Annotated in this window: 21 protein-coding genes; 7 read left to right on the top strand and 14 right to left on the bottom strand. The window is 74.1% G+C overall.

Going from position 1 to position 23585, the window contains the following annotated elements; genetic code table 11:
• Window positions 1-17: 17 nt before the first annotated feature.
• From ABKW28_RS10910 to hrcA, 3 genes are all read right to left on the bottom strand, one after another.
• The gene (locus tag ABKW28_RS10910) at window positions 18-758 is read right to left on the bottom strand and encodes a 16S rRNA (uracil(1498)-N(3))-methyltransferase (RefSeq protein WP_348609295.1); all 741 of its coding nucleotides are present in this window, start codon (window positions 756-758) and stop codon (window positions 18-20) included.
• A gap of 7 nt (window positions 759-765) precedes the next feature.
• A complete protein-coding gene (gene dnaJ / locus ABKW28_RS10905; protein ID WP_348609315.1) occupies window positions 766-1947 on the bottom strand; it encodes a molecular chaperone DnaJ in 1182 nt (393 codons plus the stop codon).
• Window positions 1948-2035: 88 nt separating this feature from the next.
• The gene (gene hrcA, locus ABKW28_RS10900) at window positions 2036-3070 is read right to left on the bottom strand and encodes a heat-inducible transcriptional repressor HrcA (RefSeq protein ID WP_348609292.1); all 1035 of its coding nucleotides are present in this window, start codon (window positions 3068-3070) and stop codon (window positions 2036-2038) included.
• A gap of 136 nt (window positions 3071-3206) precedes the next feature.
• Between hrcA and ABKW28_RS10895 the strand changes: the two genes are divergently transcribed.
• The 5 genes from ABKW28_RS10895 (at window position 3207) to ABKW28_RS10875 (ending at window position 6403) form a co-directional block, all read left to right on the top strand.
• The gene (locus ABKW28_RS10895) at window positions 3207-3896 is read left to right on the top strand and encodes a DUF2470 domain-containing protein (protein WP_348609289.1); all 690 of its coding nucleotides are present in this window, start codon (window positions 3207-3209) and stop codon (window positions 3894-3896) included.
• Window positions 3897-3900: 4 nt separating this feature from the next.
• Window positions 3901-4752 carry an MBL fold metallo-hydrolase gene (locus ABKW28_RS10890; protein ID WP_193667402.1) on the top strand — a complete coding sequence of 284 codons (852 nt, stop codon included), beginning with the start codon at window positions 3901-3903 and terminating at the stop codon, window positions 4750-4752.
• 107 nt (window positions 4753-4859) lie between these two features.
• Complete coding sequence (locus tag ABKW28_RS10885) at window positions 4860-5078, top strand: hypothetical protein (RefSeq protein ID WP_348609286.1); 219 nt, start codon at window positions 4860-4862, stop codon at window positions 5076-5078.
• A gap of 90 nt (window positions 5079-5168) precedes the next feature.
• Entirely contained in the window at window positions 5169-6020 is an 852-nt protein-coding gene (locus ABKW28_RS10880; RefSeq protein ID WP_348609283.1) for a DUF3097 domain-containing protein, read from the top strand.
• A complete protein-coding gene (locus tag ABKW28_RS10875; RefSeq protein WP_348609280.1) occupies window positions 6017-6403 on the top strand; it encodes a DUF4870 domain-containing protein in 387 nt (128 codons plus the stop codon). The genes ABKW28_RS10880 and ABKW28_RS10875 overlap by 4 nt, the downstream gene beginning before the upstream one ends.
• Here the strand turns inward: ABKW28_RS10875 and hemW are convergent.
• Window positions 6396-7622: a radical SAM family heme chaperone HemW gene (gene hemW, locus ABKW28_RS10870; protein ID WP_348609277.1), complete on the bottom strand. Its 1227-nt coding sequence runs from the start codon at window positions 7620-7622 to the stop codon at window positions 6396-6398. The two genes, ABKW28_RS10875 and hemW, sit on opposite strands and share 8 nt — an antisense overlap.
• A 109-nt stretch (window positions 7623-7731) precedes the next feature.
• On the bottom strand, window positions 7732-9552 hold the full coding sequence (locus ABKW28_RS10865) for an AMP-dependent synthetase/ligase (RefSeq protein ID WP_348609274.1): 1821 nt from the start codon (window positions 9550-9552) through the stop codon (window positions 7732-7734).
• 216 nt (window positions 9553-9768) lie between these two features.
• On the opposite strand from ABKW28_RS10865, the gene ABKW28_RS10860 reads away from it, so the two are divergent.
• Entirely contained in the window at window positions 9769-11196 is a 1428-nt protein-coding gene (locus ABKW28_RS10860; RefSeq protein WP_348609272.1) for a sugar transferase, read from the top strand.
• On the opposite strand, the gene ABKW28_RS10855 is transcribed toward ABKW28_RS10860, so the two are convergent.
• The 6 genes from ABKW28_RS10855 to ABKW28_RS10830 form a co-directional block, all read right to left on the bottom strand.
• Window positions 11141-12310: a glycosyltransferase family 4 protein gene (locus tag ABKW28_RS10855; protein WP_348609269.1), complete on the bottom strand. Its 1170-nt coding sequence runs from the start codon at window positions 12308-12310 to the stop codon at window positions 11141-11143. The two genes, ABKW28_RS10860 and ABKW28_RS10855, sit on opposite strands and share 56 nt — an antisense overlap.
• Entirely contained in the window at window positions 12298-13557 is a 1260-nt protein-coding gene (locus ABKW28_RS10850) for a Wzz/FepE/Etk N-terminal domain-containing protein (RefSeq protein WP_348609266.1), read from the bottom strand. Before ABKW28_RS10850 ends, ABKW28_RS10855 begins: the two co-directional genes overlap by 13 nt.
• Window positions 13558-13732: 175 nt before the next feature.
• Window positions 13733-14836 carry a glycosyltransferase gene (locus ABKW28_RS10845; RefSeq protein WP_348609263.1) on the bottom strand — a complete coding sequence of 368 codons (1104 nt, stop codon included), beginning with the start codon at window positions 14834-14836 and terminating at the stop codon, window positions 13733-13735.
• A complete protein-coding gene (locus ABKW28_RS10840) occupies window positions 14824-15984 on the bottom strand; it encodes a glycosyltransferase family 4 protein (protein ID WP_348609260.1) in 1161 nt (386 codons plus the stop codon). The genes ABKW28_RS10845 and ABKW28_RS10840 overlap by 13 nt, the downstream gene beginning before the upstream one ends.
• A 3-nt stretch (window positions 15985-15987) precedes the next feature.
• Entirely contained in the window at window positions 15988-17385 is a 1398-nt protein-coding gene (locus ABKW28_RS10835; protein WP_348609257.1) for an O-antigen ligase family protein, read from the bottom strand.
• Complete coding sequence (locus ABKW28_RS10830) at window positions 17382-18878, bottom strand: oligosaccharide flippase family protein (RefSeq protein WP_348609254.1); 1497 nt, start codon at window positions 18876-18878, stop codon at window positions 17382-17384. The genes ABKW28_RS10835 and ABKW28_RS10830 overlap by 4 nt, the downstream gene beginning before the upstream one ends.
• A gap of 153 nt (window positions 18879-19031) precedes the next feature.
• Between ABKW28_RS10830 and ABKW28_RS10825 the strand changes: the two genes are divergently transcribed.
• Entirely contained in the window at window positions 19032-19760 is a 729-nt protein-coding gene (locus ABKW28_RS10825; protein ID WP_193667414.1) for a hypothetical protein, read from the top strand.
• Window positions 19761-19797: 37 nt separating this feature from the next.
• On the opposite strand, the gene ABKW28_RS10820 is transcribed toward ABKW28_RS10825, so the two are convergent.
• The 3 genes from ABKW28_RS10820 to lepA form a co-directional block, all read right to left on the bottom strand.
• A complete protein-coding gene (locus ABKW28_RS10820) occupies window positions 19798-20625 on the bottom strand; it encodes a hypothetical protein (RefSeq protein WP_348609251.1) in 828 nt (275 codons plus the stop codon).
• Between the two features lie 143 nt (window positions 20626-20768).
• A complete protein-coding gene (locus ABKW28_RS10815; RefSeq protein ID WP_348609249.1) occupies window positions 20769-21698 on the bottom strand; it encodes an aminoglycoside phosphotransferase family protein in 930 nt (309 codons plus the stop codon).
• A 5-nt stretch (window positions 21699-21703) separates the two neighbouring features.
• Complete coding sequence (lepA, locus tag ABKW28_RS10810; RefSeq protein ID WP_348609246.1) at window positions 21704-23584, bottom strand: translation elongation factor 4; 1881 nt, start codon at window positions 23582-23584, stop codon at window positions 21704-21706.
• Window position 23585 lies beyond the last annotated feature (1 nt).

Raw genomic sequence — 23585 nt, 5'->3', positions numbered from 1 at the left:
GGGCGGGAACCGGGTCGTCAGGACCAGCGGGACGTGCGCGCCAGCAGCGCGGCGCAGGCCACCACCCCGGCGGTCGAGGTGCGCAGCACCTCCTCGCCCAGGCGTACGACGCGCGCGCCGGCCTGGGTGAAGGCGGCCAGCTCCTCGGGCGAGACGCCGCCCTCGGGGCCCACCACGACGACGACGCTGCCACGGGGCGGCACGGCGACGCCCGACAGCGGCTCGGTCGCGTCCTCGTGCAGCACCACCGCGAGGTCGGCGCCGCGCAGCAGCTCGGCCACCTCGGCGGTGCCGGCCAGCGCGTCGACCTCGGGGTGCCACGACCGGCGGGCCTGCTTGGCCGCCTCGCGCGCCGTCGAGCGCCAGCGGGCCAGCGACTTCGCGGCCCGCTCGCCCTTCCAGACCGCCACCGAGCGCGAGGCCGCCCAGGGCACGACCCGCGCCACCCCGACCTCGGTCAGCACCTCGACGGCCAGCTCGCCCCGGTCGCCCTTGGGCAGCGCCTGCACCACCGTCAGCGACGGGGTGGGCTCGGGCACCCGCTCGGCGCTGACGACCTCGACGTCGAAGACCCGCTTGCCGGTCGAGGTCACCTCGCCCACCACCGAGCGGCCGCGGCCGTCGGTGAGCACGACCTGCTCGCCCACGCGCAGGCGGCGTACGGCGACCGCGTGGTGGGCCTCGTCGCCCTCGACGGTGACCGCGGAGCCGGGCGTGGCCGACTCCAGGCTCGGCACGAGGTGGACGGGGAGCGTCATCGACGGCTCAGTGCGCGTTGAAGGCGTCGCGCAGGCGGCCGAAGACCGACTTCGCGCCGCCCGGGCGGACCTGCCCGTCGGGGGCCTCCTCGCCGCGCAGGGCGGCGAGCTCGCGCAGCAGCTCCTCCTGGCGGGCGTCGAGGCGCCCGGGCGTCTCGACGGCCACGGTCACGACGAGGTCGCCGCGACCGCCCCGCAGGCCGGGGACACCGCGCCCGCGCAGCACCTGCTCCATGCCCGACTGGGTCCCCGGGCGCACCTCGAGCTCGAAGGACGTCTCCAGCTCGGGGTCGCTGTCCTCGGAGGCCACGTCGGCCTCGAGGGTCGGGATCGTCAGGGTGGTGCCAAGGGCGGCGGCGGTCATCGGCACGGTGACCGTGCAGTGCAGGTCGTTGCCCTGGCGGGTGAAGACGTCGTGGGGTGCGACGTGGATCTCGACGTAGAGGTCGCCGGCGGGCCCGCCACCCGGACCGACCTCGCCCTCCTCGGCCAGCTGCACGCGGGTGCCGGTGTCGACGCCGGCGGGGATCTTGACCGTCAGCGCACGGCGCGAGCGCACCCGCCCGTCGCCGGAGCACTCGCGGCAGGGCTCGGGGATGACCGTGCCGAAGCCGCGGCAGGCCGCGCAGGGGCGCAGCGTGCGGATCTCGCCGAGGAAGGAGCGCTGCACGTGGGCGACCTCGCCCTGCCCGCGGCAGGTCTCGCAGGGCACCGGGTGGCTGCCCGGGGCGGCGCCGTCGCCACCGCAGGTGGTACAGCTGACCGCGGTGTCGACCTTGATCTCGCGGGCCACGCCGAAGGCGGCCTCCGCGAGGTCGATCTCGAGCCGGATCAGCGCATCCTGGCCGCGGCGAACGCGCGGACGCGGACCACGGCCCTGGCCACCGCCCTGACCGCTGCCTCCGAAGAAGGCATCCATGATGTCGGTGAAGGAAAACCCGGCACCCTGGCCGAAACCACCGGCCCCGGCACCGCCGAACGGGTCGCCGCCGCGGTCGTAGGCGGCCCGCTTCTGGGGGTCGGAGAGCACCTCGTAGGCGCGGGAGACGTCCCCGAACTTCTCCTTTGAGGCCGGGTCGGGGTTGACGTCGGGGTGGTGCTGGCGCGCGAGCTTGCGGTACGCCTTCTTGATGGCGTCGGCGTCGGCGTCCTGGGAGACGCCGAGGATGTCGTAGAGGTCCTGGCTCACCATGTTCCTAACGGAGTCTTGACTGGGTGCTGGCTGGTGCTGGGTGGGTGCTGCGGTGTGCTGGTGCTTCGAGGGGCGGCGGGGCGGCTCAGGCCTCGTCGAGGATGCGGGAGACGTAGCGGGCCACGGCTCGCACCGCGGCCATCGTGCCGGGGTAGTCCATGCGGGTCGGCCCGACGATGCCCAGCGTGGCGAGCGACTCGTCGGGCGGGCCGTAGCCGGTGGAGACGACGCTGGTGGAGGCGAGCTCCTCGTAGGGGCCCTCGGCGCCGATCCGCACGGTCACCAGCCCGCCGGTGCCGGCCTCGCCGAGCAGCTTGAGCAGCACGACGTGCTCCTCGAGCGCCTCGAGCAGGGGACGCACCGCGGAGTCGAAGGAGTCGCCGTACCGGGCGAGGTTGGCCGCCCCGCCGACGGCGATGCGGTGGTCGGAGCGGTCGTCGCCCAGGGCGTCGAGGAGCACCTCGACCACCGGACCGCTGGCGCTGCCCGCCTCGGGCCGGGCCGGGTCGGCGGCAGCGGGCGGCAGCCCCCGCAGGGCCGTCATCGCCTCGGCGATGGTCTGGCCGGTGACCGCGCGCAGCACGAGCTGGCGCAGGTCGGCCAGGGCGTCGTCGGTGAGGTCGGCGCCGAGCTCGACCAGGCGCTGCTCCACGCGCCCGGTGCTGAGGATCAGCACCACGAGCAGGCGGCGGGGGGCGAGCGCGACGATCTCGACGTGGCGCACCGTCGAGCGCGAGAGCGTGGGGTACTGCACCACCGCGACCTGGCGGGTCAGCTGCGAGAGCAGCCGCACCGAGCGCTGCACGACGTCGTCGAGGTCGACGGCGCCGTCGAGGAAGCTCGAGATCGCGCGCTTCTCGGCCGAGCTGAGCGGCTTCACCGTGGTGAGCCGGTCGACGAACATCCGGTAGCCCTTGTCGGTGGGCACCCGCCCGGCACTGGTGTGCGGCTGGGTGATGTATCCCTCGTCCTCGAGCACCGCCATGTCGTTGCGCACCGTGGCCGGCGAGACGCCGAGCCCGTGGCGCTCGACGAGCGCCTTCGAGCCGACCGGCTCCTCGGTGTGGACGTAGTCCTCCACGATGGCGCGGAGCACGGCGAGCCTGCGGTCCTCCTGCACGTCGCCTCCTCCGGCCTCTGGTCCGTCACCCGACCACGAGGTTGGCACTCGTGGTCGCGGAGTGCCAATCCTACAAGGCCGGCCGGGCGCTGCTCACCTCTTGACGGCGAGTGAAGGTTAGGCTTACCTAATCTTCATGGACCTCTCCTCGCTCGTCGGCCCCGCGTCGTACGCCGTCGCCGCCGCGGCGCGCAGCATCCTGGCGTGCCCCGCCACCGCCGACCTCGAGATCGACCGGCTTCCGCTGCCGCTCGACGACGTGGTGCTGGGCGAGATGGGCGGGCGTCCCACGCTGACCTGCGAGGCCGGCTCGCCGCTGGCCCGGGCCGCCGCGGCCCGCTCGGTGGCCCGGTTGGGACTGGTCGGCGCGGTGCGCGGGGGCGCGGGGGACGCGCTGGTGCTCACCGGCAGGCTGGGCCCCCTCGAGACGGCCGCCTGCGCCTCGTGCGACCACGAGCACCTCGTCGTGGGCCTCGACCCGGCCGCCGCCCTGGTGACCCTCGCCGGGCATCGCCACCAGCTGCCGCTCGCCGACTACCTCTCCCCCGCCCACCAGCTCAACCGCGGCTACCTGCAGCGCAGCCTCGAGCACGTCGAGGAGCACCACCACGACGACCTGCGCCGCAGCGTGGCCGCCTCGACCGGCACACCGCTCGACGACCTCGTCGCGGTGCGGCTGCGCGAGCTCGACGCGCGCGGGCTCACCCTCGAGTGGATCGACCCCGGAGGGGCCCACCAGGTGCGCCTGCGCTTCCCGCGCCGGGCATCGAGCACGGTCGAGCTGGGCAGGCTGCTGCGGGAGGGCATCGCCGCGCCCCTAGGGTGAGGTCATGGTCTTCTCCGAGGTCGCCGACCGGGTCTGGGTGGCCCGGCACGAGTGGTACGACGTCAACGTCAGCGTCGTCGCCGGCGACCGGGGGCTGGTCGTGGTCGACACCCACGGCTCGGCCGCCGCCGGGCGGCGCGTCCTCGACGACGTACGCCGGCTCGGCGCCGGCGAGGTGGTGGCCGTGGTCAACACCCACGCCCACTTCGACCACGCCTTCGGCAACGTCGCCTTCCGCGAGGCCGACCCTGAGGTGCCGATCCACGCCCACGAGGGCGCGGTGGCCGGCCTCGAGGCCACGAGCGTCGCCGACACGGCGGCGGCCCACGCGGGCGGGGCCGACGACCCGCGCCGCGAGGAGGTGCTGGCCACCGAGGTGGTGCTGCCCGACCGCACCTTCTCCTCGGCCACCGTGCTCGACCTCGGCGACCGGGTCCTCGAGCTGGTCCACCCCGGCCCGGCGCACACCGCCGGCGACCTGGTGGTGCTGGTGCCCGACGCGCAGGTGCTGCTGGCCGGCGACCTGGTCGAGGAGTCGGGGCCGCCGTCGCTCGGCGCCGACAGCTTCCCCATGCAGTGGCCGCTCTCGCTCGACATCGTGCTGGGCCTGACCACGGGCGCCAGCACCGTGGTGCCCGGCCACGGCGCCGTGGTGGACCGCGACTTCGTCGAGGTGCAGCGCAACGAGCTCGGCATCGTCGCCGAGACCATCCGCGACCTGGCCGGGCGCGGGGTCCCCGTCGACGAGGCGCTCGCCGCCGGCGAGTGGCCCTGGGAGCCCCGCCACCTCGAGGCGGCCGTGCGGCGCGGCTACGAGCAGCTCCCCCGCAGCCAGAAGCGCCTCCCCCTGATCTGACGGTCCGGGCCGGGTCGAGGCGAAGTTCGGGCCGGGTCGAGGCGAAGTTCGGGCCGGGTCACCTGGGGGTGGGTGACCCGGAGCCGCCGCATGACTAGCGTCACCTCATGAGCGAGAACGAGACCGAGTCCCCCCACCCGACCTCGATCGGCGACGAGCAGCTGCCCGACGACCTGGTGGCCTCCGAGGACAACCCGCTGGCCGAGGGCCTGCCTGCGGGCGAGGACGTGCACCTGCTCGAGGAGGGCAAGCGCGCCGAGCAGATGCCCGAGGACGAGCATGACGACGGGGACGAGCACGACGACGGGGACGACGACGGGGCGTGACGACGGGGCGTGACGCGTGCGACACCCCGGGCGGGTCACCACCGGCGCGCCCGCCGCGCGACGTCGGTGCGCTCTCCTAGCCTCGTGCGGGTGAGCGACCGATACGGCCACGACGTCCTGTCCGGTGACTGGCGCGCGCCCAAGCGCGGCCGCGCCACCGAGACACCCGCGACCCTGGGCGAGGTGGTCGAGGAGGTGACGACCGACTTCTGCGGCGAGGTGGTGCAGGTCGACCGCGACCTCGACACCGTGACCCTGGAGGACCGGCGCCAGCGCCGGCGCACCTTCCCGCTGGGTCCCGGGTTCCTGCTCGAGGGGCGCCCGGTGATCCTCACCGCCCCGGTGGTCCGTGCAGCCCCCGCGCGCCCGACCCGCACCGCGTCGGGCTCCATCGCGGTGCACGACGCCAAGGCGCGGGTGGCGCGGGCCAGCCGGATCTTCGTCGAGGGCCGCCACGACGCCGAGCTGGTGGAGAAGGTGTGGGGCGACGACCTGCGCATCGAGGGCGTCGCGGTCGAGTACCTCGGCGGCGTCGACGACCTCGCCGACCACCTGCGCGACTTCCGGCCCGGGCCGGGGCGCCGCGTCGGGGTGCTGGTCGACCACCTGGTGCGCGGCTCCAAGGAGAGCCGCATCGCCGACGCCATCGTGCGCTCCCCCGTGGGCAAGCACGTGCTGATCGTCGGCCACCCCTTCGTCGACATCTGGCAGGCCGTCAAGCCCGACCGGCTCGGCCTGCAGGAGTGGCCCACCATCCCGCGCAGCATCGAGTGGAAGAAGGGCGTGTGCCAGCACCTGGGCTGGCCGCACCGCGACCAGGCCGACATCGCACGGGCCTGGAAGCAGATCCTGGGCCGGGTCCAGTCCTTCGGCGACTGCGAGCCCGCGCTGCTGGGTAGGGTCGAGGAGCTGATCGACTTCGTCACCGAGGAGACCCCGTGAGCCAGCCGCAGCCGCCGTACGACGCGCACCCCGGCCAGTTCGGGGGCCTGACCCCCGAGGAGAAGACCTGGGGCGGCGCCGCGCACTGGTCGGCGCTGGTCGGCGCGTTCGTGGCGATGGCCTTCCTGGGCCCGCTGCTGGTGCTGCTGCTCAAGGGCTCGACCTCGCCCTACGTGCGCCGCCAGGCGGTCGAGTCGCTGAACTTCCAGCTCTCCATCCTCATCTACGCCACCGTCTCGGCCGTCCTCGTCCTGGTGCTCGTCGGCATCCTGCTGCTCGCCGTCGTGGGCGTGCTGTGGCTGGTCTTCACCATCCTCGGCTCGGTGCGCACGGCCGACGGCGGGGAGTACCGCTACCCGCTGACGATCCGGATGGTCAGCTGAGCAGCTCGCGCACCACGCCGTCGGCGAGCAGCCGGGCCCGCTCGGTGAGCGCGACCCGGCCCGCCCGCTCCACGAGCAGCCCCCGGGCGGCCAGGCCCGGCACCGCCGCGCGGCCCGCCGGGTCGAGGACGCCGACGTCGAGCCCCTCGCGCAGGCGCAGCTCGAGCAGCACCCGCTCCACGCGCCGGTCCTCGGCCCCGAGCACCTCGCGGGCCTGCGCGGGGCTGCGGTCGGCGCCGATCCGGTCGGCGTACGCCGCGGGGTGCTTGACGTTCCACCACCGCACGCCGCCCACGTGGGAGTGCGCGCCGGGGCCCACGCCCCACCAGTCGCCGCCGGTCCAGTAGAGCAGGTTGTGCCGGCAGCGGGTCGCGGCGCCGGTGGACCAGTTGGACACCTCGTACCAGCCCAGCCCGGCGGCCACGAGGCGCTCGTCGGCCAGGGCGTACTTGTCGGCCAGGTCGTCCTCGTCGGGCATCGGCAGCTCGCCGCGGCGCACCCGGCGCGCGAGCGCGGTGCCGTCCTCGACGATCAGGGAGTAGGCCGAGACGTGGTCGGGCTCGCAGGCCACCGCGGCCTCGACCGAGGTGGCCCAGTCGGCCTGGGACTCCCCCGGCGTGCCGTAGATGAGGTCGAGGCTGACCTGCTCGATGCCGGCGGCTCGGGCCCACTCGACCACCGCCGGCACCCGGCGCGGGTCGTGGGTGCGGTCGAGGACCTCGAGCACGTGCGGCACCTGTGACTGCATGCCGAAGGAGACCCGGTTGATGCCGACCTGGCGCAGCCGCTCGAGCGAGGCGGCGTCGACCGAGTCGGGGTTCGACTCGGTGGTGACCTCGACGTCGGGGGCCAGCCCGAACTCCTGCTCGGCTGCCGCGACCACCGAGCCGAGGTCCTCGGGGCTGAGCAGCGTGGGGGTGCCGCCGCCGAAGAAGATGGTCGAGACCGGCAGGTCGCGCTCACCGAGGACCCGCCGCGCGCGGCGCACCTCCGCCACCGCCGCCTGGGCGTAGGTCGCCCGCGAGGCCCCGGGCGCGCCGCCGGCCGGCCCGAGCTCCTCGGCCGTGTAGGTGTTGAAGTCGCAGTAGCCGCAGCGCACGGTGCAGAACGGCACGTGCACGTAGAGGCCGAAGGCCCGCTCGCCGAGCTCGGCGAGGGCGGCCTCGGGCAGCGACCCGTCGGAGGGGACGGGCTCGCCGTCGAGCGGGGTGGAGGGCATCGGCCCATCCTCCCCCATCCCGGTGGGACCCGGACGCGCCAGGCCCGGACGGCCCAGGGCCCGCCCACCCCGGGTCGGGGGTGCAACGGGCCCTGGTCGAGCGGCTGGCTCAGCTGTAGAAGCTGGCGATCTTCTCCTTGTTGTTCGACTCCACGACGTTGCGCTTGACCTTCATCGAGGGGGTCAGCTCACCCGACTCGATGGTCAGGTCGTGGTCGAGGACGTCCCACTTCTTGATGGTCTCCCAGCGGTTGAGCTTCGCGTTGAGCTGCTCGACGTAGCCGCCGATCATCTGCTGGACCTGCTCGGAGCGCACCACCTCGGTGTAGTCCTTGCCGGCCATGCCGTTCTCCTCGGCCCAGCCGGCCATCGCGTCGGGGTCCAGGGTGACCAGCGCGACGACGTAGTTGCGCTCGTTGCCGAAGACCATGAACTGGCTGACGTAGGGGCACAGGGCCTTGAACTTGGCCTCGATCGCCGACGGGGCGATGTACTTGCCGCCGGAGGTCTTGAAGAGGTCCTTGATGCGACCGGTGATGGTCAGGAAGCCCTCGGCGTCGAGGCTGCCCTTGTCGCCGGTGCGCAGCCAGCCGTCCTCGGTGAAGGTCTTCTCGGACTCCTCGGGCAGGTTGTGGTAGCCCTGCATGACGTGGGGGCCGCGCAGCTGCACCTCGTCGTTCTCGCCGATGCGCACCTCGGCGCCGGGCAGCGCCTTGCCGACGGTGCCCATCCGGTACTCGTCGGGGTGGCCCACCGTGGCGCCGGCGGCGTTCTCCGTCATGCCGTAGCCCTCGAGGATGAGGATGCCGGCGCTGTGGAACCACTGCGCGATCTCGGAGTTCAGCGCCGCCGACCCGGAGATGAAGAAGCGGACCCGGCCGCCGAAGCGGTCGCGGACCTTGCTGAAGACCAGCTTGTCGAACAGCCCGTGCTGCAGCTTCAGCGGCAGCGGGACCGACTTGCCCTGGCGCTTGAGCTCGTCGACCTTGGCGCCGACCTCGAAGGCCTTGGTGAAGATCTTCTCCTTCGCCCCGCCCTCGGCCGCCTGCATCATGTGGATGCGCGAGTAGGCCTTCTCGAAGATGCGGGGGGCCGCGCCCATGAAGGTCGGCTTCACGACCGCGAGGTTCTCGATGATCTTGTCGACCCGCCCGTCGATGGCCGTGGCGAAACCGCAGGCCAGCTGCGAGGAGAGCAGCACCTTGCCGAAGGAGTGCGCCATTGGCAGCCCCAGGAACTGCAGGTCGTCCTCGTGCAGGAGGTCCTGGACCCGGATGGCCTCGCCCTCGAAGACCCACGAGCGGTGCACCAGGCGCACGCCCTTGGGCCGGCCGGTGGTGCCGGAGGTGTAGATGAGCGTGGCGAGCTGGTCGGGCTGGATCTTCTGGGCGGTCTCCTCGACGATCCCCGGGTGCTCGGCCAGGTAGGCGCGGCCCAGCTCGGCCAGGGCGTCCATGTCGATGACCCAGTCACCGTCGGTGGTGCCCTCGAAGGTGACGACCTTGACCACCTCGGGCAGCTCGTCGCGGTGCGCACGCAGCTTCTCCAGCTGCTCGTCGTCCTCGGCGAAGACCACCCGTGAGCCCGAGTCGCTGAGGATGTAGGAGGTGTCCTCGCCGTTGGTGCTCGGGTAGACGGTGGTGGTCGCCGCTCCGGCGCACATGACGGCCAGGTCGGCGAGGATCCACTCGTAGCGGGTGCCCGAGACGATCCCGACACGCTGCTCGGTCTCGATGCCCAGCGAGAGCAGGCCGGCCGCGAGCGCGGTGACGCGGTCGCCGGCCTCGGCCCAGGTGACGGACTCCCAGGCCTCGCCGACCGGGAAGCGGTAGGCCTCGGAGGTCGAGGACTTGGCGACACGGTCGAAGAACTGGACGGCGACGTTCGCAGGCATCGTGTCGACGAAGCTGGCGTCGTGGTTGGCAGGCATGGCGCTCCTGGCTGTGCGGCGGGCGGTGCGGTCGAGTACGGCAGTAACCTAGATCACTTTGCGTACTGGCGCGTAGCAACCCCGGGCGGGTCGTGACCAGATCGCGATCTTCGACGTGGCGGTGGATGTGTGAAACCCCTGTGCACCGGGCATGCTCGACGGCAGTGACGTCTTCCATGGGGGCGGCGTCGCCTGCCTTGGGGGGTAGAAGTTCTAGTGCAGCAGTCCATCCACGCCCGCAGCGGCCTGTCCGGCATCGGCCCGCTGCTCGTCCTCACCGACCTCGCAGCCGTGCTGGCCACCGGGCTCGTCGTCGACCGGGGCCTGTGGCCGGTGGCCCTGGGCACCGCGGCCCTGGGCCTCGCGCTGGTGGCCAGGAGCCTGGGCCTCTACCAGTCGCGCCTGGTGCTCTCGGTCCTCGAGGACCTGCCGGCGCTCCTGGTGACCACGCTGACCGCGGGGCTGCTGGTCCTGGGCCTCGGGCTGGAGCCCGCCGCGCCGCGCGGCGACGCGATCGCCCGTGCCGCGGTCTTCACCGCCGCCCTGGCCGGGATCCTCGTGGCGGCCCGGGTCGTGGCCTACGCCGTGGTGCGCACCGGTCGCCGGCGCGGCTACCTGATGCACCGGGTCGTGATCGTCGGCGCCGACGGGATCGGCGACCGGCTCGCCCGGGCCCTGCTCGCCGACCCGGCGACCGGCCTGCACCCGGTCGGCTTCGTCGACGACGACGTCGACCCGCGCCGGCTGCCGGCGCCGCTGCTCGGTGGGCTGCGGGCCCTGCCGCGGGTGATGCGCGACCTGAACGTGAACGACGTCGTCTTCGCCTGGGGGGCGCGCACCGACGACCAGACGATCGCCCTGGTGCGCCACTGCCAGGAGAGGCAGTACCAGGTCTTCGTCGTGCCGCGCTTCTTCGAGGTGATGGGTCTCGACCGGGCGCGTCGCGTCGAGGTGGTGCGCGACGTCAGCCTGGTGCGGCTGCGCCGCTGGGCGGTGCGGCCGGGGTCGATGCTCGTCAAGCGCACCCTCGACGTCGCGGTCTCGGCGCTGGCCCTGGTGCTGCTCGCGCCGGTGCTCCTCGGCACCGCCGTCGCCGTGCGCCGTGAGCTCGGCTCCCCGATCATCTTCCGCCAGACACGAGTGGGCCGGGGCGGGCGCACCTTCGAGCTGCTGAAGTTCCGCTCCATGGCCGCCTCGCCCCAGCAGGGCGACACGACCTGGAACATCGACACCAGCGACCGGCTGGGCCCGGTGGGGCGCTTCATCCGCCGCACCGGCGTCGACGAGCTGCCCCAGCTGTGGAACATCCTGCGCGGCGACATGAGCCTGGTCGGGCCGCGTCCCGAGCGCCCGCACTTCGTGGCCCAGTTCTCCGAGAACACCCCCGGCTACCGGCACCGCCACCGGATGCGCACCGGCCTGACCGGGTGGGCCCAGGTCAACGACCTGCGCGGCGACACCCCGATCGACGACCGGGCGCGCGCCGACAACTACTACATCACCAACTGGTCGCTGTGGGGCGACGTCAAGATCGTGATGCGCACCGTGCGCACGGTCGCGCGCCGCGAGCCGCGACGAGACGACGAGCTCATGGACCTCGTCGTCGAGGCCGGGACTCCACCAGACTCAGCGAGAGCTGGCTGACCCGGCGCGCCGCCTCCGCGGCGTCGCGGGTGGCCAGCACGTGCCGCCAGCCGCGCATCCCCTCGGCGTCCGCCAGGCCGGGCTCGGTGAGCCGGCGCACGATCGCCTCGGCGAAGTCCTCGGGCCGGTCGGGTCGCACCATCGCCCCGCACTCGTAGGGCAGGCTCTCCTCGATCCCCTCGATCCACGAGGCAATCACGCTGCGCCCGGCCGCCATCGCCTCCATCGGCGCCAGCGCGGCCCCTTCGTACTGCGAGGGAAAGACCACGACGTCGGCGGCGCTGAGCCAGGCCGGGACGTCGGTGCGCGGCCCGACCATCTGCACGCCCTCGAGCCCCCCCGCCCGCTCGCGCAGCACCTGCTCGTCGGGACCGCTGCCGACCAGGACCAGCCGGGCTGCGGGGCAGGCACGCAGCACCTCCGGCCAGGCGTCCAGCAGCACCTGCTGGCCCTTCTGGGCGCTGAGCCGGCCGATGCACACCACCGTCGGGGCGTCCACGACCAGGTCGAGCGCACGGCGCGCCTCACGGCGCTCGTCGTCGTCGGTGAGGGTGAAGCGCTCCAGGTCGACCCCGTTGGGCACCACCGAGATCGGTGCCAGGACACCGCGCTCGCGGCCGACCTCGGCCTCCCCGTCGCTCACGCACAGCAGGTGGTCGGTCCAGCGGGCGGCGAAGCGCTCCCAGCGAGCGGCCAGCACGGCCTTCGGGCCCCCGCCGGCCAGGAAGGACCAGCCGTGCGGCTGGAAGATCGTCGGCACCTGGCTGCGCACCGCCAGCCGGCCGACCAGCCCCGCCTTCGAGCTGTGCAGGTGCACCAGGTCGGGCTCGAGGTCGGCGAGCAGCCGGACGTAGCGCCCGACCTCCTCGGCGACCGACGGCCCGGGCTCGCGCGCCGCGTCGAACCAGCGCACCTCGGCGCCGATCTCGCGGGCGGAGTAGCCGAGCCACCCCTCGGAGGGGCAGGCGACCGTGACGCTCCAGCCGCGCTCGACCTGGTCGCGGACGTAGGTCAGCAGCACCCCCGCGGTGCCCTCGCTGGTGGGCACCGAGGTGTGCAGGACACGGGGCCGGCCCGGGTGCCGAGCCCGCTGGCGGCGGCTCAGGCCGCCCACTTGTCCTTGCTCCGCCCGACCAGGACGGCTCCCAGGAGACGGGACCCCGAGGCCACCAGCCGGTAGTGCACCTTGGTCAGCTCGGGCGGGCGCAGCTCGCCCTCGGTCACGGCGAGCAGGACCGCGCCCTGGCTGCCCATGATGGCGGCGTCGTCGTTCTTGGTGATCGAGTTGGCGATCACCACGACGACGTCGAACAGCTCGCGCATCTCCTGGGCCGCTCCGGCGAAGCTGGTCTCCAGCAGCCGGCCGTGGGACTCCGCGCCCCAGCGACCCGACGAGAGCACCTCGAGGCCGTCGACCGGGCCCTGGTTGAGCGCCGAGGACAGCGGGGCGCCACGCAGCACCTCGTAGAGGCCGGCGGTGGAGGGCTCCAGCTGGGTCGGCCGCTTGGCGCCCGCACCCATCCGGGCGTCGACCAGCAGCGTCCGGCGCCCGACACCGGCCAGCGAGATCGCCAGGTTGGCGGCGAGCCACGCGTTCAGGTCGCCGTCGGTGACGCCGGTGACGACCACCATGCCGGCCGGGTCGCCGCTGGCCTCGACCTCCATCGAGACCCGCAGCCGGCGGAAGACGTCGGCGTCGGGGGTGCCGGCGTACATCGCCAGCAGCCCCGGCTCGCGCGGGGGCTGGATGTGGGCCAGCACCGGCAGGTCGATGACCTCCTCGACGGTGGCGGCACTGGAGACGGTGTAGGTGCGTCGGTCGCGCACCAGGGCCGCGGACGCGGCCAGCACCAGGGCCAGCAGCGCGCCCACCCCGATCGCGAGCAGCAGGTTGGGGCTCGAGAAGGTCACCGGCGCGCGGGCCGGGTCGCTGGGTGAGAAGCGGAAGGCGCCCTCGCTGGGGTCGTTGAGAGGCAGTGCGGCCGAGACCAGGTTGGCGATGTCGGCGGCGACCTGGGGGTCGCGATCGTCGACCTCGACCTCGATCAGCACGGTGCCCTCGACCCACCGGGCGTCGATGGCGCGGCGCAGCTCGTCGGCGCTGCGCTGCACGTCGAGCTGCGAGCGGACCTCCTCGACGATGTCGGTGGAGTTCGCGTTCTCGGCCAGGGTGCCGCGCAGCGCGTCCAGGTCCTCCACGGTGCTGCCGCCGGCGGCTGCCGCGGCCACCTCGGCGCGAGCGGTGTAGGTCTTGGGCGCCAGGACCACGCCGGCTGCCACGGCCGCTCCGACGAGGACCGTCACCAGCAGGACCAGCAGACGTTGCCTCCACAAGGCACCGCCGAGCTCACGCATCTCCATTTTTTTCTCTTCCCCCCAGAAGCACTGCAGTTCCACCTTCAACGACCAGCATGCCCGGAAGTTCCGCGTAGACCGGTGTGACATGGACGACCCGGGTGGTGGAGCTGGTCCAGGCTTGAGGCTCTCCTACCCGCGGACCCAGTGTCCAAACGTGCACCGACCAGGGGGTGGGCACTCAGGACCCGGCACCTGGCCCGACACCTGGCCCGACACCTGGTCCCACACCCAGGTCCGCGTAGAGCCGCAGGTAGTCGGCACGCATGGCGGCCACCGAGTAGCGCTGCGCGACCAGCTCACGACCCCGCTCGACCAGCCGTCGCGCACGGGCCGGGTCGTCGAGGACGGCGACCAGGCCGTCGTGCAGGGCCTCGACCTCACCGGGGTCGACGAGCTCGGCCGCGCCGGCGAGCTCGCCGAGGCCACCGACGTTGCTGGCCACCAGCGGCACCCCGGCAGCCAGGCTCTCGAGCGCGGCCATCGACAGGCCCTCGCGGTCGCTGGCCACCACGGCCACGTCGCTGGCGGCCAGCAGGGCGGGCACGTCGCTGCGGGTGCCCAGCAGGCGTACGCGGTCGCGCAGACCGAGACGCCCGACCAGGCGGTCGAGGCGCTCGCGCTCGGGGCCGTCGCCGACGACCAGCAGCGTGCCGCTCCGCCGCCAGGCCCAGGCCCCGACCAGGAGGTCCTGCCGCTTGGGCGGCACCAGCCGGGCCACGCACAGCGCCACCTGCTCGTCGCGGGCCAGGCCCAGCGACAGCCGCGCCGCGGCACGTGAGGGCAGCACCGGCACGGGCACCGCGTTGGGCACCACCCGGACCCGCTCCTCGGGCAGGCCGTGCAGCACCAGGTCGGCGGCCACCGAGCCGGAGACCGCCACCACCAGGTCGGACCAGCGCTGCAGCACCCGCACCGCCGGGGCGTAGTCGCCGGGGGCCAGCCCGTGCACGGTGCTCAGCACCGGCGGGCGGCCGGTGGCCAGGGTCCCGAGGCGCCCGGTCAGGGTGGCTCGCACGTTGTGCGCGTGCACCAGGTCGGGGCGTGCGCGCACGCTCCAGCGCGCCACCTTCGCGCTGGCCGTGGCCAGGCGGCGTGTGCCGGGCACCCGCATGGGCACCCGCAGGTGGTCGATGCCGGCCTCCTCCAGCCGGCGCGCCCGCCAGCCCACGTCGCTGGCCACGCACACCCGGTGGCCGTCGGCGACCAGGCTGGCGGCCAGGTCGGCCACCAGGGTCTCGGCGCCGCCGGAGCCCATCTCGGCGATCGACATCAGCAGGCGCACGGCGCCTCCTGGGCGTAGAGCGCGGTGAGGCGGTCGAGGCAGTGGTCGAGGGTGTAGCCCGCGAGCACCCGGTGGCGGGCCGCGGCCCCCATCGCCCTCCGACGCTCGGGGTCGTCGCGCAGGAGGGCCAGCGCCGCCGCCACCTGCGCGGCGTCACCGGCCGGCACGACCAGGCCCTCACGCTCGTGGCGCAGCACCTCGGGGACGCCGCCGACCGAGGTGGCCAGCGCGGGCAGCCCCGCCGCCATCGCCTGCAGCAGCACCATCGGACAGCTCTCGGCCAGCGACGTCAGCAGCAGCGCGTCGGCCCGCCCGAGGACCTCCTCGGGCCGCGGCACCCGGCCCAGCAGGTCGACCCGCTCCCCCAGCCCGGTGGTCTCCAGCCGCGCCGTCAAGGCCTCCAGCGACGCTCCGTCGCCGGCCAGCAGCACCCGCACGCCCTCGACCGCGCCCAGCGCGTCGACCAGCACGTCGAGGCCCTTGACCGGTTCCACGGAGCCGATCCAGGCCACCACCAGCTCGCCGGGACGTGCTGCGCCGGGCTCGCCGGGCTGGCTGGGCCCGCGGGGCCGGAAGCGGAGCGGGTCGACGCCGTTGGGCACCACGTGCACCCGTTGGAGGTCCAGGCCGACGTGCTCCACGGCGTACGTCGCCACCGCGGCGCTGGGCGAGACGACCTCGGCACCGCTCCACCGGGTGATCCACCGCTCGCCGTGCAGGTAGTAGAGCCGGTCGCGGCGGCGCGGTCGTGCCACCCTGCGGTTGCCGCGCACCAGGTCGCTCAGCGCGTCGGGCACCCCGTGGAGCGTGTAGACCACGCGCGTGCCGCGCAGCGCGGGGGCCAGGGCACGTCCCACCCAGCCGGCGCGCCGGTCCTGCAGGTGCAGCACGTCGGGGCGCAGCCGGTGCAGCTCTCGGGCCAGGCGCACCAGGCCGGCCAGGTCGCCCTTCGAGGTGGCCGCCACCGGGTGCCACACCACCCCCGCCCGCTCGGCGCGGGACGTGCCGGGTCCAGGCGGGCCCACGACGTGGGAGTCGACCCCACGGCCGGCGAGCCCGACGGCGACGTCGACCGCGTGGTCGACCGGCCCACCGTGCTGCTGGGTGAGCACCTGCACGACCCGGCGAGGCGCGCCCGAGGCGCCCACGTCTCAGTCCTCCGGTCCCGGCTCGGGCGGCGCGTCGACGAGCAGCACGGCGCCCAGGGCCACCAGCAGCCACAGGGGCAGGAAGAACTGCTCGCTGAGGAAGCAGGCCGCGGTGGTGGTGCCGACCAGGGCGGCGAGGACGGCCGAGGCCAGCGCCGAGCCGTCGCGGCGCCAGGAGCGCCACGCCCCCCGCAGCCCCGCGACCAGGAGCCCCACGAAGCCGGCCAGCCCCAGGAGGCCCAGCTCGGCGGCCACCTCCAGGTAGGTCTGGTGCGCCACGTCGAGGTCGCTGGTGGCGCTGACCGGCAGCTGCTCGAGCCAGCGCTCGTGCTCGACCCCGAAGGAGCCCGGACCCTGGCCCAGCAGCGGAGCGTCGAGCGCCATCTCGCCGGCGGCCTCCCAGAGCTGGAGCCGCTCGGCCACGTTGCGGTCGGCGACCGCGTCCTTGGCTGTCAGGCTCTCGCCGACCAGGTCGGGGAAGAGCCCCACCACCAGGGCGGTGAGCACCAGGAGCGAGCCGAGCACCCCCATCAGCTGCTGCAGGCTGACCTGGCGCACCAGGACCGCCACCACCAGCATCACCACGAGGCCGATCAGGGCCCCGCGCGAGAACGTGCCCAGCAGGGCGAGGGTGATCAGCACCGTCGCCGCGTCGTACATGCCGGGGCGCCAGCCCGGGCGCCGCACCGCCAGCGAGAGCGGCAGCGCCGCGAGCAGGAAGAAGGCCAGGTCGTTGGGGTCGCCGATCGGGCCCGCCACCCGGCGGTCGAGGCCGTCGGTGAACCGGTCGAGCCCCAGGGTGTAGGAGAGGATGCCGGCCAGTGCCGCGACGGCGGAGGCGCCGACGTAGACCCGGGCCAGCGTCGCGGGAGCGAGCCGGCCCGCCCGCATCGTGTCGACCAGCACCACCAGCAGCGCCAGGAAGCCGGCCCAGCGCACCAGCACGGCACCCCCGTCGGGTGCCCCGTTCACGGCGGTGGAGGCCAGCAGCGCCACGGCGAGCACCGCCGCGGCCGCGAGCGCCTTGGTGCGCGGCCCGCTGTGCAGCCGCCCGCGGCTGCGTCGTACGAGCCAGGACCCGACGGCGAGGGCCGCCAGCACCTTGGTCGCCCGGGGATCGAGCACGGCCAGGTAGTCCTCGAAGAGCGAGGCGGCCACCACCAGCGCCAGCGCGACCTCGAGGCGGGTCAGCATCACCACCAGCGCCAGCCCGGCCACCAGGACCGGGCCCACCAGTCCGGGCGCCAGCCCGACGGCGACCCCACCGGCGACGGCGAGCACGGCCGGCACCAGCACCAGGGGCCACTGACGGCCCGAGCCCACCGTCGCCCCCGTCGGGGGACGCTCGGGCGCGCCGGCCACCTCGGGCTCGGTGGTGGCGTCGGCGTCGGTGCCGCTCATGCGAGGACCTCCCGGCGGCGCAGGAGCTCGAGGACGGCGCGCCATGCATCGGCGCCGACGGCACGCAGCACGATCAGGAAGACGATCACGGCGACCAGGGTGGTGGCGCCCAGCGCCACCACTCCCCCGCCGGCGACCGGGTCGAGCCCGCGCAGCGCGAGCACGGCCAGCGCCATCGCGACCGAGGCGACCAGCGCCGGGCGGACGTCGGCGCCCAGGCGGGCCGCCGACGTGCCGGGCACGGCGCGGCGGGCCAGGGCGAGCGCCGGCAGCGCGACCGCGGCGACGACGACCACCTGGGCCAGCGCGACGGAGACGATGCCGCGGTCGACCACGACCAGCAGGGTCAGGCCCAGCACCAGCAGGTGGGCCAGGCGCACCGCCATCGCCACTCCTGGGCGGCCGGCGGCGTTGAGCACGGTCAGGCAGACCTGGAGCAGTGCGAGCAGCAGCGCGTAGCCCGCGAGCAGCGCGAGCACCGGGGTCGCGGGCGCCCACTCGGCGCCGAGCAGCACCAGGTCGTCGGCCAGCAGCGCCAGCAGCAGGCAGGCGGGCAGCATCAGCGAGAAGGTGACCCCCAGGGCCACCTCCGCGGCCCGGGCCCGGTCCGCGCCCCGGGCACGGCACAGGTAGGGGAACGCGGCCCCGGTGACCACGACGGCCACCATCAGGTAGGGCATGTTGGCGATCCGGTAGGACAGTGAGTAGTGGCCCAGCGCCAGCGCACCGAGCACCCGCGCCACCAGCAGGTAGTCGAGGTTGAGCTGGACCACCTCCAGCAGGTGGGCACCGGAGAACGGGGCGCCGAAGGAGACCAGCGCCCGCGCGTCGGCGCGGTCCCAGCCGGGCAGCACCGGACGGTGCACGACCCAGGCCAGCAGCATCATCAGCACCGCCTGGGTCACCTGGCCCGCGACGAGCGCCATCACCCCGACGCCCTGGGTGACCAGGGCGATCGCCACGACGGCGCCGACCACCGCCGAGACCGTGTCGGGGACGATGCGTCGCGCGAAGGCCAGCCGGCGGCGCAGCAGCTCGGTGGTGACGCCGGCGACGGCCAGGCACGGCAGCACGACGGTGAGCCCACGGATCACCGCTGCGCCGCCGTCGTCGGCCCGCAGGCTCGAGGCGAGCAGGGGTGCGGTGGCCCACAGCAGGGCGGCGAGCGCGCTGCTGGTCACCAGTCCCAGGCTCAGTGCGGTGCGGGCGGCCCGCTCGACGCGCTGCGTGCTCCCCTCGAGGTGCACCAGCGCGCTGGCGGTGCCGAGGGTGCCCAGGATGGCCGCGACGTTGGCCACCAGGCTGCCCAGCGCCACCAGGCCCAGCGCCGAGGGGGTCAGCAGCGCGGCCAGGGCCAGCAGCACCACCGTGTGCGCCGCCTTGACCACGACGCCGTTGGTGGCCAGCCACAGCGCGCCCCGGGCGGTGCTGCCGGCGGGATCGTGAGGGGTCGCCGGCGCCGGGCTCGTGCGCGCACGCGTCGACGCCGTCATCTGACACCCCCCCGGTGGTCGTCGTGCGGGCCCGACGGGCACCAGCACCTCCTCATTGTTACCCAGACGGTTTCGGTCTACACCTGTACGGTCATACTCTCGGCAGGTGCCGCGGACTGGGCGGCACCCACGTGGCGTGACCAGGGGGATCGTGTGCACAAGCTCGTCGTGGGGGCCCTCGCCCTCGTGCTGACCGGCCTGCTCACCACCGGGTGCAGCACCATCCGCGCACAGGTCGACGGGTCGACCCGCTCCGACAGCACGCCGATCGAGGTGGCGCCCGTGCTCGAGACCGCCGAGTGGGCCGTCAACGACGGGCTCGTCTCGGTGATGGTGCGCAACGACGACTCGCGCGTGCTGCGCACGGCGACGGTCGCCCTGCAGGGCGTCGACGCCGACGGTGTGCTGGTCGGGGTCTGGGACACCGACACGATGGCCGGCGAGAGCGCCTGCTGCACCGTCCTGGGCCTCGAGCCCGGGGAGCAGTTCGGCCTCTACTTCGCCGTGGGGCCGCAGGCCGAGCGGATCGCCGACGTCGAGCTGTCCTTCTCCGAGATCTCGTGGGCCAAGGCCGACGCCGAGCCCGCCGAGCCGGTGGCGGCCGCCGTGCCCCAGGACACGATGCTGGGCCCGGACCGCACGGTGGTCGTCGCCCGCGTCGAGACCGGCGAGCAGGCCGTGCCCCGCGCCCTGGTCCAGGCGGTGCTGCGCGGACGCTCCGGCAAGCTGATCGCGGTCGTGACCGGCCGGTGGAGCTGCTTCGCCGCCGGCGAGGACCGTCGCATCCGCATGGAGCTCTTCCAGCGGGTGCCGGTCGGCACCGGTGTCGACACCGTCACGATCGACCGTCTCGACACCGGCCCGCAGCCGACCTGCCCCTGACCCCGCCTTCGCGGGGTCCCGCGCCCAGTTCCCGCGATCAGTGCCCGCGGAAGAGCCAGCCCAGCGGACGGGGATCCGCGGAGGCGTCCTCGAGGTCGTCCTGGGCGCGCGGCTCGACCTCGGGCTCGCTCGCGCCGGCCTCGGACGGCGCCGTGACGGCGTACAGCGACTCACGCGACTCGGGCGCGGTGCCCTCAGCTGCAGGCTCGGCGTCAGGCTCGGGCTCCTCGGCGACGCCCGCCACCGGCTCAGACTCCTCGACCACGGCCGGCTCGGGCGTCTCGACCTCGACCTCGACCGGCTCGGCGGAGCGCGGCGCGACCTCGACCGACCGGTCGGAGTCCACGAGCGCCGACTCGGCGTCGCTCAGCCCGTCCGCGGAGCGCTGCACGTGCTGCACCGCGGCATGCGCGCCGGAGAGGAGCGAGCCCAGGTCGCCCAGGCTGCCCCCGATGTCGCCGAGCAGCCGCTCGACCCGGGCACGCAGCTCGGACATCTCGGCGCGCACCTCGGCGGCGGCCTCCTCGCGAGCCGCGCGACGCTGCTCGTCGAGGCCGGAGCGCAGCTCCTCGGCCTCGGCGGCGGCCTGCTGGGTCAGGTCGAGCGCCTCGGCACGCGCCTGCGCGAGCGTGGCGTCGGCCCGCTGACGCGCCTCCTCGACGAGCGAGGCCGCCAGCGTCTCCGCCTCGGCGACCATCGACTCCGCCTCGGCGGCAGCCTGCTGGCTCATCCGGTTCGCCTCGGCCACGATCTCCGCGGCCTCGCGTCGGGCCCCGAGCTCGGCCCGCAGCCGCGAGGTCTGCTCCCCCGCGCTCGACTCGCCGGTCTGCGCGCCTTCGCGCGCGCTGTCGTCGTCGTCCGTCACTGGCCCCCCTAGCTGTGGGCCCGCCCCATGGCGAGCCCGACGGTCTCCGGCAGCCTACCCGCGAATCGCGCGGCTACACCCGTTCACCCAGAGCCGGGCCACGCGAGACCAGAGCCGGTCGAGAGCCGGGGCGAGCGCCGGCCTCACTCCTGGACGGCCTTCGCCACGCTGAGCAGCCTGGTGACGTGGTCGCGCTCGGCGGCTCCCAGCCGCGACCCGGCGGCCACCGCGTCCTGGACCACCCACAGCACCCCCAGGACCTGGCGCACCACGGTCCAGGCCACCGCGCGGTCCTCGTCGAGCCCGGCCGCGTCGACGACGGCGTGGAAGCGGCGCCGGATGCCGCCCCGCACGTCGCCGGCCAGCTCCTCCCACCGGTTCCACAGCAGCGGCGCCGGCTCCCAGTGCGGGTCGCCGCTCAGCGGCTTGGGGTCGATCGCCACCCACCGCGACAGGTCCGGGTCGGTGGCCAGCACGTTCGCGTAGTGCAGGTCGCCGTGCACCAGCACACCGTCGCAGTGCGCGTCGCCGGCGAGGTCGCCGACGAGCGAGAGGCACTGCTCCACCATCCGGCGCGGCAGCGGAGCCTGGGGCGGCAGCGCCCGCAACGGCTCGACCTGGCGACCGACGTACTCGCTGAGACGCCGCAGGCGGGGCGGGGCGGGCACGTGGAGCCGCGGGTAGAGCGCGGCGACCTGCTCGCAGTCGGCCACGTCCCAGCCGCCACCGAGGTCGGTGCGCTCGAGCCGGTCGAGCAGCAGCGCGCGCCGGCGGGGGTCGGCGCGGCGCATCCGCACCGCCCCGTCGCCGCCCCAGTGCTGCAGCGCCAGGGCCTCGTGCTCGGTCTCCTCGTCGGGGAAGGCGACCTTGAGCACCGCCGCGGACCCGTCGGGGTCGCGCACCGGCAGCACCACCGCGGTCTCGCCCCACCACAGCTCGGTGCCCGCACGCAGCGACCACTCCTCGACCAGGTCGCCGAGGCGTCCGGGCAGCGCGTCGACGTACGCCGCCCACGCCGGCCCGCGCTCCGCGAACGCCAGCACCGGGTCGGGCAGCCGGGGCAGCGCGACCACGAGCCCTACTTCTTGGTCTTCTCCGGGGCCGGCGCGTTGGAGAGCGCGGCCACGAAGGCCTCCTGGGGGACCTCGACGCGACCGACCATCTTCATCCGCTTCTTGCCCTCCTTCTGCTTCTCCAGCAGCTTGCGCTTGCGGCTGATGTCGCCGCCGTAGCACTTGGCCAGCACGTCCTTGCGGATCGCGCGGATGTTCTCGCGGGCGATCACCCGGGCGCCGATGGCGGCCTGGATCGGCACCTCGAACTGCTGGCGCGGGATCAGGTCCTTGAGCTTGCCGGCCATCATCACGCCGTAGGAGTAGGCGCTGTCGCGGTGCACGATCGCCGAGAACGCGTCGACCGGCTCGCCCTGCAGCAGGATGTCGACCTTGACCAGGTCGGCGGCCTGCTCACCGGAGCGCTCGTAGTCGAGCGAGGCGTAGCCCTTGGTCTTCGACTTCAGCTGGTCGAAGAAGTCGAAGACGATCTCGCCCATCGGCAGCGTGTAGCGCATCTCGACGCGGTCCTCGGAGAGGTAGTCCATGCCGCCGAGCTGGCCGCGCTTGGTCTGGCACAGCTCCATGATCGCGCCGATGTGGTCGCTCGGGCTCAGGATCGTGGCCTTGACGACCGGCTCGCGGACCTCGGCGATCTTGCCCTCGGGGAACTCGCTGGGGTTGGTGACCGCGAACTCGGAACCGTCCTCCATCACCACGTCGTAGACGACGTTGGGGGCGGTGGAGATCAGGTCGAGGTCGAACTCGCGCTCGAGGCGGTCGCGGGTGATCTCCATGTGCAGCAGGCCCAGGAAGCCGATGCGGAAGCCGAAGCCGAGGGCGCCGGAGGTCTCCGGCTCGAAGGTCAGCGCCGCGTCGTTGAGCTGCAGCTTCTCCAGCGCCTCGCGCAGGTCGCCGAACTGGTCGCCGTCGATCGGGTAGAGCCCGGCGTAGACCATCGGGTTGGGGTGCTTGTAGCCGCCGAGCATCTCGGTGGCACCGTTGTGCTGGGTGGTGACGGTGTCACCGACCCGCGACTGGCGCACGTCCTTGACGCCGGTGATCAGGTAGCCGACCTCGCCGACGCCGAGCTCGCCGGCCTTGACCTGCTCGGGGCTGATCACGCCGACCTCGAGCATCTCGTGGGTGGCGTTGGTCGACATCATCTTGATGCGGTCGCGGTGGTTGAGCTTGCCGTCGATGACGCGCACGTAGGTGATGACGCCGCGGTAGGTGTCGTAGACGGAGTCGAAGATCAGCGCGCGGGCCGGCTTGTCGGCCGCGCCGACCGGCGGCGGGGTCTGCTTGACGATCTCGTTGAGCAGCGCCTCCACGCCGAAGCCGGTCTTGGCGCTGACGCGCAGCACGTCCTCGGGCTCGCAGCCCACCAGGCCGGCGAGCTCGGCGGCGTACTTGTCGGGGTTGGCGCTGGGCAGGTCGATCTTGTTGAGCACCGGGATGATGTGCAGGTCGGCGCCCATCGCCAGGTAGAGGTTGGCCAGCGTCTGGGCCTCGATGCCCTGGGCCGCGTCGACCAGCAGCACCGCGGTCTCGCAGGCCTCGAGCGAGCGGGAGACCTCGTAGGTGAAGTCGACGTGGCCGGGCGTGTCGATCATGTTCAGCACGTAGGTGCCGGCCTCGGCGCCCTCGTCGTTGCCGACCTCGACGCCCCACGGCATCCGCACGGCCTGGCTCTTGATGGTGATGCCGCGCTCGCGCTCGATGTCCATCCGGTCCAGGTACTGCGCCCGCGCCGCCCGCGCGTCGACCACGCCGGTCAGCTGCAGCATCCGGTCGGCCAGCGTCGACTTGCCGTGGTCGATGTGGGCGATGATGCAGAAGTTGCGCAGCGTCGACGGGTCGGTCTGCCCGGGGACGGGCCAGGACTTCGGGGGAACGGCAGGCACG

Origin of the sequence: Nocardioides sp. 31GB23, from assembly GCF_040012395.1 — a bacterium.
GTDB classification, from domain to species: Bacteria; Actinomycetota; Actinomycetes; order Propionibacteriales; family Nocardioidaceae; genus Nocardioides; species Nocardioides salarius.
Note: the sequence above shows the minus strand (reverse complement) of the source record. Positions and strands in the feature narration are given on the sequence as shown.

Bases quoted from the DNA above. Each gene is read 5' to 3' on its own strand.
- ABKW28_RS10910 (WP_348609295.1), bottom strand. From the start codon at position 758: ATGACGCTCCCCGTCCACCTCGTGCCGAGCCTGGAGTCGGCCACGCCC.
- ABKW28_RS10895 (WP_348609289.1), top strand. From the start codon at position 3,207: ATGGACCTCTCCTCGCTCGTCGGCCCCGCGTCGTACGCCGTCGCCGCC.
- ABKW28_RS10890 (WP_193667402.1), top strand. From the start codon at position 3,901: ATGGTCTTCTCCGAGGTCGCCGACCGGGTCTGGGTGGCCCGGCACGAG.
- ABKW28_RS10885 (WP_348609286.1), top strand. From the start codon at position 4,860: ATGAGCGAGAACGAGACCGAGTCCCCCCACCCGACCTCGATCGGCGAC.
- hemW (WP_348609277.1), bottom strand. From the start codon at position 7,622: ATGCCCTCCACCCCGCTCGACGGCGAGCCCGTCCCCTCCGACGGGTCG.
- ABKW28_RS10865 (WP_348609274.1), bottom strand. From the start codon at position 9,552: ATGCCTGCCAACCACGACGCCAGCTTCGTCGACACGATGCCTGCGAAC.
- ABKW28_RS10850 (WP_348609266.1), bottom strand. From the start codon at position 13,557: ATGGAGATGCGTGAGCTCGGCGGTGCCTTGTGGAGGCAACGTCTGCTG.
- ABKW28_RS10835 (WP_348609257.1), bottom strand. From the start codon at position 17,385: ATGAGCGGCACCGACGCCGACGCCACCACCGAGCCCGAGGTGGCCGGC.
- ABKW28_RS10830 (WP_348609254.1), bottom strand. From the start codon at position 18,878: ATGACGGCGTCGACGCGTGCGCGCACGAGCCCGGCGCCGGCGACCCCT.